We start from the raw sequence: 8,017 nt of genomic DNA, 5'->3' as shown, positions 1-8,017 counted from the left end.
GTTTCGTAACTGTTCCAGCCGCAATTGGGTAAAAGGTTTTCCTTCCTCGTCCCACTGGAAACGTCCGTAACTTTCAAACACAGAATTGTGCCCGCTATCGTCGGATTGCCTCTGATGTTCGAGCGAATATTTGGGGTTAAGAAAGTTATGGTCTTTCTGGATAGTGCCATTCGAACACAGGTATTCGCCATAACTCCATTCGTACGCGGTGGTATCTGTCTCGTCCGTTTCAGGGTGAGTATTGTAAGTCAGATCGATATCCGCCTGCATGCCCAGGCGGCAATCACAGAACAACGTCTGTTCTTCCTCAAACCAGAAGACAATGCCCTCTTCCGCCGCCAGCCGGCACCAAAAATCATAGGCGGATTCGCGTTTTTGCGTGGTGTATTCCCGTTCGGCATGGCGCTTATAAAGCGTATCGCGGGCAAAGAAAATACGGTGCTCTTTAAGCAAGGTCGTTAAGATTTCCGGTACGGACTGTCGATGGAAAATACGGCTATCCTGGTTCAGTGTCATCAGCCACATTTTGGGGCGGACAGTGAAAATATAAAAAGTGCGACGGCCATCGGTATTACCCTGTTCAGCCCCGGTTACCAAACCATTAATGGTCCGTTCGGTCACGCCATTACGGGTAACGGTCAGTGACGCGCTGTCCCCCAGTTGTTCATTCAGGGGAATGTCATCACGTGAGCTCACCACTTTTAACGTCAGGCGATAAAGCTGTGACAGCTCTTCCTGTAAAGTAAATTGCGATACCTGAAAAGTGGTTTGGGGCAGTTCGCCAATTCGGCAGGTGAAAACTAATCCATCCATATTTGAAACCTTACATCATTGAACCATTATCCTGAAACGGGGATAACGCAAGAAGCCATTAAACGAGCCATGACATGCGGCTCTTTTAAATAGCGGCGGTCTGTTCCGCAGTAAAAAAATGACAGCGTAAAATAGCCATCATTTAATACGTGGCGTTAGCGAGAACAATAGACCGCGTCCAACTGAGTAGGATGGAGTGGAGACAAGTAACAGAGAATTTCGCTCTCTAAATATTATGACCACAAGATCACGATATTTGTCATATAAACATAAAAAAACGTGACAAATATCATACAAAATAGCTAATTAATCGCTATCAATGTCTGGAACGAATAAAAATCGCCGTCAATTTTCACCCGATGCGCAGGAAATATAACACCCCAAAAGCATCAAGATATTAATCCGATATATTTGGCTGGCGATAAATAAGCTTGCATATAGGGTAGTACACGCATTTTTTTCATTTCAGGTCATTGTTGTAACGAAAACACTTTCATGCACTCTTCCACATAGCTAAGTCACTGCCACATTTTACTGCCCTTAAAACACCAGTCCGCACCGATTTTGGGGTTAAGGTCAATATCCACTTCGCCTTCGTAAAAAACGTTTTTTTGAGAGTGATGAGTTTAATAATTTGACATCCTCCCCGCCCTGATGAAGGACGAGGATTCCTGCCACGTTGAGACCGGAGCCTGAATCATTGCGGTGGATTCCTGCTTCAACGGTGCAAACGCTGCATTTTTCGTTTCAGCTTCTGCCAGTTGCTGCTGAATCTGACCAATGACGACTCTACGGCAAAAAATAGCAAATAAAATAACCCAATGGGATAGGCAGTAACTTGCTGAATAAGATAGGATCTTGACCTGATAAATATTAAATTAACCTTATCAATCTATTACCAATAAGAAGGCATTATGTGGTTTTCCAGATTTAAACTGGCTTTTATCGCACTTTTACTTCCCTGGTTGCTAACGGTAGCAACGCAAATGGCGGGAAGAATCTATCTTCTCTTCACTTATGGCAATTATCAGCTCTTCATTGACTCTACTCAAGACGTGGAACGAATGTTCTGGATCGGCGGACTGTTTGATATTCGTATTGCCAGCCTACTGTTTGTACCCTGTCTGTTGATTGCTAGCTTATTTGCCATTAATAAAAACAGCTTCAACATATGGCAACATGCCTATCCGTGGTTGGCAACAACACTCAATACCGTAGTCGGGGCTTTGACGGTAAGTAATGTTTACTACTATGCCACTTATGAACGGTCGTTCGATATTTTCATCTTCGGCTTAGTGGAAGATGATACTCAAGCCGTACTGCACACCCTATGGAACGACTATCCGGTTATCGAAGGTTTGCTCTGTTTAGCTCTGTATGCAGTGACTGTTTTCTGGCTCTGTCTGCTCTGGCAACGCTACCTTATCTCACGCACAGAGCGCAAAACCAGTCTGCCGGTTTCTGCTATCGCGACGCTGGCTATTTTAACTGTCTGTTTCGTTGGCATGCGTGGCTCCATAGGTACCTTTCCACTACGTCAGTCCAATACACAAGTTTCAGAAGTCAAAATGCTTAATATGCTGACACCTAATGGTCCAATGGCACTGAATTGGGCGTTTAATGATCATTACAAAAACAGCTACTTCCCAGAAGCAACAGATGCACAAGGTAGCTGGTTATTAAACCATTTTCTGGAGAAGCCAACCCCTGCCAATCTGTCACCGTTTATGGCTAAAACCGCCGATAATCCCACTGCTCAAAAAAATCCGCCTCACGTAATATTTAACGTCATGGAGAGTATGGGTTATCACCTACAAAGCTTGGACCGCCCAGACCTTGATGTTTTTGGCGCTCTACGCCAGCACTGGCAAAACGACTGGCGTTTTGAACGTTTCGTTTCCGAAGGAGATGGCACTATTGACAGTTTAAGCCGTTTCTTGATCCGCAGCCCAAACAGCGCAGTCAGTCAATCCACAGCGCAGGATCTCGATTTCACCAGCAATATGTTCAAACCCTATCTGGCGAATGGTTACAAAATCATCTTCGTCACATCCGGTAACGGAGCATGGCGTAATTTGAATCAGTTCTTGCCAAACTTGGGCGTTAGTGAATTTATCGATCAGAATGGGCTGAAAAAACGCTATCCAGAAGCCCAATTTGGTACTTGGGGCGTGCCTGATGAGTTCATGTTCCGTTATATTAAAGATCGCCTGATTCAGGCAGAAAAGAACGGGGAACATGTTCTGATTATGTCATTGTCTACTACCCATCACCCACCGTATAAATCGCCGGCAGGTTATCAGAAAACCGACATCAAGCTGAGTGATATCGAGAAACAACGTTTAAGTCATTTGGCTAGTGGTAATGAGTTACAAGAGGTTTTTCATACCCTGCGTTACGCCAACGATCAATTAGGACAATTTATTAGTTGGGTAAAATCTCAGTCATTGGCTTCCCATACCATTATTGCGGCAACCGGTGACCATAATATTCGAGGTATCAGTTATCCAGATGCTCATGAATTGGCAATCGGCCACGGTGTACCGTTTTATCTCTACGTGCCGCCCGCTTATCGCCAAAACGCAATCTTTGATGCTACCAGAGTCGGCAGTCATAAAGACATTTGGCCAACGCTCTACCATTTGAGCTTGTCACATACAGCTTACTACCGTACCGGCTGTAATTTGTTGGCTGAACATCTGGACCCTATCTGGTGTCAAGGATATAACCCGGAAGTCACTATTACACCGCAAGGAGCTTATGTCATGATAGGCAAAGGTGAATTTCGACCATGGGCAAATCAAACAGGATTATTACTCGGTGAACCCCAGCCAATGACAGCAGACCAAACCAAACAGTTCCAACGTTGGCAGGTATTTACCGATCTCCTGTCATGGCAATTAAACCGTCAAGTTCACCACCAGCAATAATTGATACTTCTACGAATCCCTTTAATCTCAATCTATTAAAGGGATTTATACCCGTCCTCTTTCAAGTTGCCTCTTTGTTGGCTGCACTCACTCACCCCGGTCACATCGTTCTCTATGCTCCCGGGGATTCGCTCCCTTGCCGTCGCGATGCATCTTGAAATCCATAGGGTATATACTGGTGAATATTGCGATTAGCCTTTAACTCCCCCGGCGGTCAAACCGCTAACCAACCAGCGCTGAGCAACCAGGAAGACAATGGTTATAGGTAGCGCAGAAAGCACAGCGGCGGCGGCAAAATCTCCCCAAAGATAGTTCTGTGGGTTAAGGTACTGCTGCATGCCCACCGCCAAAGTGTAATTGTTCACATCTCTCAGAAGCAGTGAGGCAACAGGCACTTCCGTAATCACACCGATGAAGGAAAGAATGAACACTACCGCCAGAATCGGTACCGAAAGCGGTAGCAGCACCATACGGAAAGCTTGCCACGGTGTCGCTCCATCAAGCGCAGCAGCCTCTTCCAGAGAGCCGTCAATGGTTTCAAAATAACCTTTAATCGTCCAGACATGCAACGCAATGCCCCCCAGATAAGCAAAAATCACACCTCCGTGGGTATTAAGGCCGATAAACGGTACATATTCCCCCAAACGATCAAACAAGGCATATAGCGCCACCAAGAAAAGTACAGCCGGGAACATCTGAAAAATAAGCATGCCTTTCAGTAAGGTACTTTTACCGCGAAAACGCATACGGGCAAAAGCATAAGCACAGGTAGTTGATAATGTAACGATACCTACAGCGGTAATAAAGGCAACCTTAACAGAGTTCCAGAGCCATAGCATAACCGGGAAAGGTGGCGGTGTAACACGGCCATCTGGTGATACCACACTGTAGCCAAGTGCCAGTTTCCAATGCTCCCAGGAGATACTTTCCGGGATCAAACTCCCTGTCGCAAAGTTCCCCGGCCGCAGGGAGATAGTAATCACCATCAACAGCGGGAATACGATCATGGCAATAAAGGTTAACATCAACAAATGCGTCGCCAATACACGCCATTTCTGTGATTTGGGTCGAACCATCGCCATTGCATTCCCTCCTTAGTCAAATTTAATACGGGTAGCTTTCAGGTTAATAATCGCCAGCGCACCCACCAGCAAAAAGATCACGGTGGCAATCGCCGCAGCCAAACCAAAATCCTGACCACTACCACCATCGAAAGCAATACGGTAGGTATAGTTCACCAATAAATCGGTATAGCCTGCTGGTGTCGTGGTGCCAATGCGATCCGGCCTGCCAAGAGTTAGCAACTGAATCAGAACAAAGTTGTTAAAGTTAAAGGCAAAACTGGCGATCATCAGCGGCGTCAGCGGTTTAATCAGCAATGGGAAGGTAATCTTGAAAAAATTCTGCAACGGCCCAGCCCCATCCATTGCCGACGCTTCATACAAATCGTCTGGTATTGCTTTTAACAATCCCATGCAGAGGATCATCATGTAGGGATACCCAAGCCAGGTATTCACGATAATCAGCATGGTTCGGGCCATCGTCGGATCGGCAAACCAAGCAGGTTTAATACCAAACAAACCGTTAAGCAACAGATTGATCTCGCCGAAACTCTGATTAAACAATCCCTTAAAAATCAAAATGGAAATAAACGATGGCACTGCATAAGGCAGAATCAGCAGCATGCGATAAACACCACGGCCTTTCAGCGCTTCCCACTGCACAATGCAAGCCAGAACCATGCCAACAGCTACAGTCAGCACCACAGTGAATAGAGAAAAGACAACCGTCCAAACGAAAATAGCAAGGAACGGTTTCTGAATACCTTCATCCTGTATCACCCGCAGAAAATTTTTCCAGCCGATGGCAACAGTAAATCCTGGCGTCAGAGTCTCATTGCCCCATTTTCCCTCAGCATTAATCGACTGATAGAAACCAGTATCCATATTGGGACGATAAAGCGTACCTGTTTGATTGTCGGTAAGGGTCTTACCATCTTCCCCAAGAGAGTATAGAGGATTCACACCAGCGAATTGACGTAGTGAACTCATTCTCAACCGGCTACCATCCGGTAGAACAGCAACCAACTGGTTCAGCGCCTGCCGATTCTGGGTGATAATGCGCAATGTCGCGGCTTCACCGTTCTGAATATTGTCCTGCTCATGCAAATGTAAAGCAGTCTCTTTTGTTACTGACAGAGAAAATGGCTCGGACACCAGTTGTTTAGTCTGGCCCGGTGCGCTCAGTGCCAAAACCCACAAGTCCGATTTTGGGTAGAGCTTAAAAGTAAATGTTTGCCCTGATTGATACTGACGGTTCATCAGGACCGATTGTGCACGTTCAAAAGTCAGTTGATTGGTACTGCTATAGTTGGTAAAGGCGATGGCGATGGTGCAAATAAGCGGAAACAGTACAAACAATCCCATTCCGGCTATACCCGGATAGACATAGCGCCAGGCATAAGTATTGCGGTTGGCAAAAACGTAAATCCCCATTCCTAACAATACCAGTGTCAGTATTGCGAATAGATACTCTCCCTGTGAGTACATCAATACCACCAGATAACCGGTAAAGAGTATACATAGGCTCACTGCAAACCATTTCAGAGCAGAATGCTGCCACCATGATGTTTTTTCGAGCGTCGCTGACATAATGCTCTTCCTTTTTACTACGACGTAACAGCTTTGCGGATAGCTTAATCAATCTTCCTGCAAACAGGCATCCTTACTGGTTGCAGGAAAGAGGCACCCTTCTCGGGAGAAGAGCGCCCACAGGTCACTTGGTTATACGGGCTTCTGCATCACTGAGCGCAGCCTCAACGGTCTGACGGCCGGTCAACGCATTAACCACAGCGCTGCGCATGGCATACCAAAAACTGCTCATTTGTGAGACATTCGGCATGATTTCGCCTCTTTGAGCATTTTCCATCGTGGCAGCAATACGTGGGTCCTTGGCTAGAATATCCTGATAAGATTTCAGCGCCACAGCTCCCAACGGTTTATCCTTATTCACCATCTCAAGACCTTCGTTGGTCAGCAAATAGTTTTCCAGAAACTCCTTCGCTAGCTCTTTATTCGGGCTGGCGGCATTAATACCTGCCGTCAGTATGCCGACAAACGGTTTAGACGGATGACCTTTAAAGGTTGGCAACAACGCCACGCCGTAATTTATGTTATTTTTGTCGATGTTGGACCACGTCCACGGACCGTTGATGGTCATCGCCGTTTCACCTTTGTTGAACGCGGCTTCGGCGATGGAATAGTCAGCATCTGCGTTCAGATGCTTATTTTTCACCAAATCTATAATGAAATTCAGCCCTGCCTTGGAACCTGCATTATTCACTCCGGCATTTTTCACATCGTATGCGCCATTTTCCAACTTGAAAGCATATCCTCCGTCCGCGGCAATCAACGGCCAGGTGAAATAAGGCTCTTGCAGATTAAACATAATGGCGCTTTTGCCTTTGCTCTTCAGTTCCTTATCCAGTGCCGGGATCTCTTCCCAAGTCTTTGGCGGGGTCTTCACCAAGTCTTTATTGTAGATAAGAGAGAGAGCTTCAACGGCGATAGGATAACCGACCAGTTTACCGTCGTAGCGCACCGCATCCCAAGTAAATGGAAATAACTTGTCCTTGAAGTTCTGATCCGGCGTGATTTCCGCCACCAAACCAGACTGGGCGTAGCCGCCAAAGCGGTCATGGGCCCAGAAAATAATATCCGGCCCATCGCCGGTTGCTGCAACTTGTGGATACTTCTCTTCAAACTTGTTTGGATGCTCAACCGTAACATTGACACCCGTATCTTTTTCAAATTTCTCACCGACTTGCGCCAGGCCGTTATAGCCTTTGTCGCCGTTGATCCAGATAACTAGCTTACCTTCTTCAATTTTTGCCAAAGCAGAAGCAGAAAGCGCCAGTGAGGCTAAAACAGAAAGCGCCAGGGTACGGGCGCCTACTTTTAAGGTTGTTTTTATCATCATTCCGTCCTTATAGTTTAAGTAGGTTCAGAGTGAACTGTTTTGTTACATTGGCGGAGAGTGCTGATCTAGTGTGCAATTAACAATGGAAAGACTCATCCTCCCCTACTCTACTCCCTGCCCGGAATGGGTGTGATCTCTATTACAAAAACAGAAGAAGCGTGCCGTTGACCACAAAAAGGGGCATCTTTTTTTGCGATAAATATCACAATTTATCCAGTAGCTCATACCTAACCAGCTCAACAACGCTTATTTCATCCTCCTAGCTCCTCCCCCATAAAAAACTTGGGTATGGAGGA

At 46.1% G+C, this 8,017-nt stretch carries 5 protein-coding genes; 1 reads left to right on the top strand and 4 read right to left on the bottom strand.

What is annotated here, in order from left to right; all coding sequences use genetic code 11:
• Positions 1-813: type VI secretion system tip protein TssI/VgrG (gene tssI, locus LG003_RS19120; protein ID WP_262981394.1), on the bottom strand; the 813-nt coding region annotated here is incomplete at its 3' end.
• A 914-nt stretch (positions 814-1,727) separates the two neighbouring features.
• Here tssI and LG003_RS19115 point away from each other — a divergent pair.
• Positions 1,728-3,743 carry an LTA synthase family protein gene (locus LG003_RS19115; protein ID WP_262981393.1) on the top strand — a complete coding sequence of 672 codons (2,016 nt, stop codon included), beginning with the start codon at positions 1,728-1,730 and terminating at the stop codon, positions 3,741-3,743.
• 191 nt (positions 3,744-3,934) lie between these two features.
• Here LG003_RS19115 and malG read toward each other — a convergent pair whose 3' ends face one another.
• The 3 genes from malG to malE form a co-directional block, all read right to left on the bottom strand.
• Positions 3,935-4,825: a maltose ABC transporter permease MalG gene (gene malG, locus LG003_RS19110; protein ID WP_112879312.1), complete on the bottom strand. Its 891-nt coding sequence runs from the start codon at positions 4,823-4,825 to the stop codon at positions 3,935-3,937.
• Between the two features lie 12 nt (positions 4,826-4,837).
• Entirely contained in the window at positions 4,838-6,394 is a 1,557-nt protein-coding gene (malF, locus tag LG003_RS19105) for a maltose ABC transporter permease MalF (RefSeq protein ID WP_262981392.1), read from the bottom strand.
• 124 nt (positions 6,395-6,518) lie between these two features.
• Entirely contained in the window at positions 6,519-7,718 is a 1,200-nt protein-coding gene (gene malE, locus LG003_RS19100; protein WP_262981395.1) for a maltose/maltodextrin ABC transporter substrate-binding protein MalE, read from the bottom strand.
• Positions 7,719-8,017 lie beyond the last annotated feature (299 nt).

This window comes from Photorhabdus kleinii, from assembly GCF_025384885.1.
GTDB classification, from domain to species: Bacteria; Pseudomonadota; Gammaproteobacteria; order Enterobacterales; family Enterobacteriaceae; genus Photorhabdus; species Photorhabdus kayaii.
The sequence above is the reverse complement of the archived record's forward strand: the minus strand, read 5'-3'. Positions and strand labels throughout refer to the sequence as shown.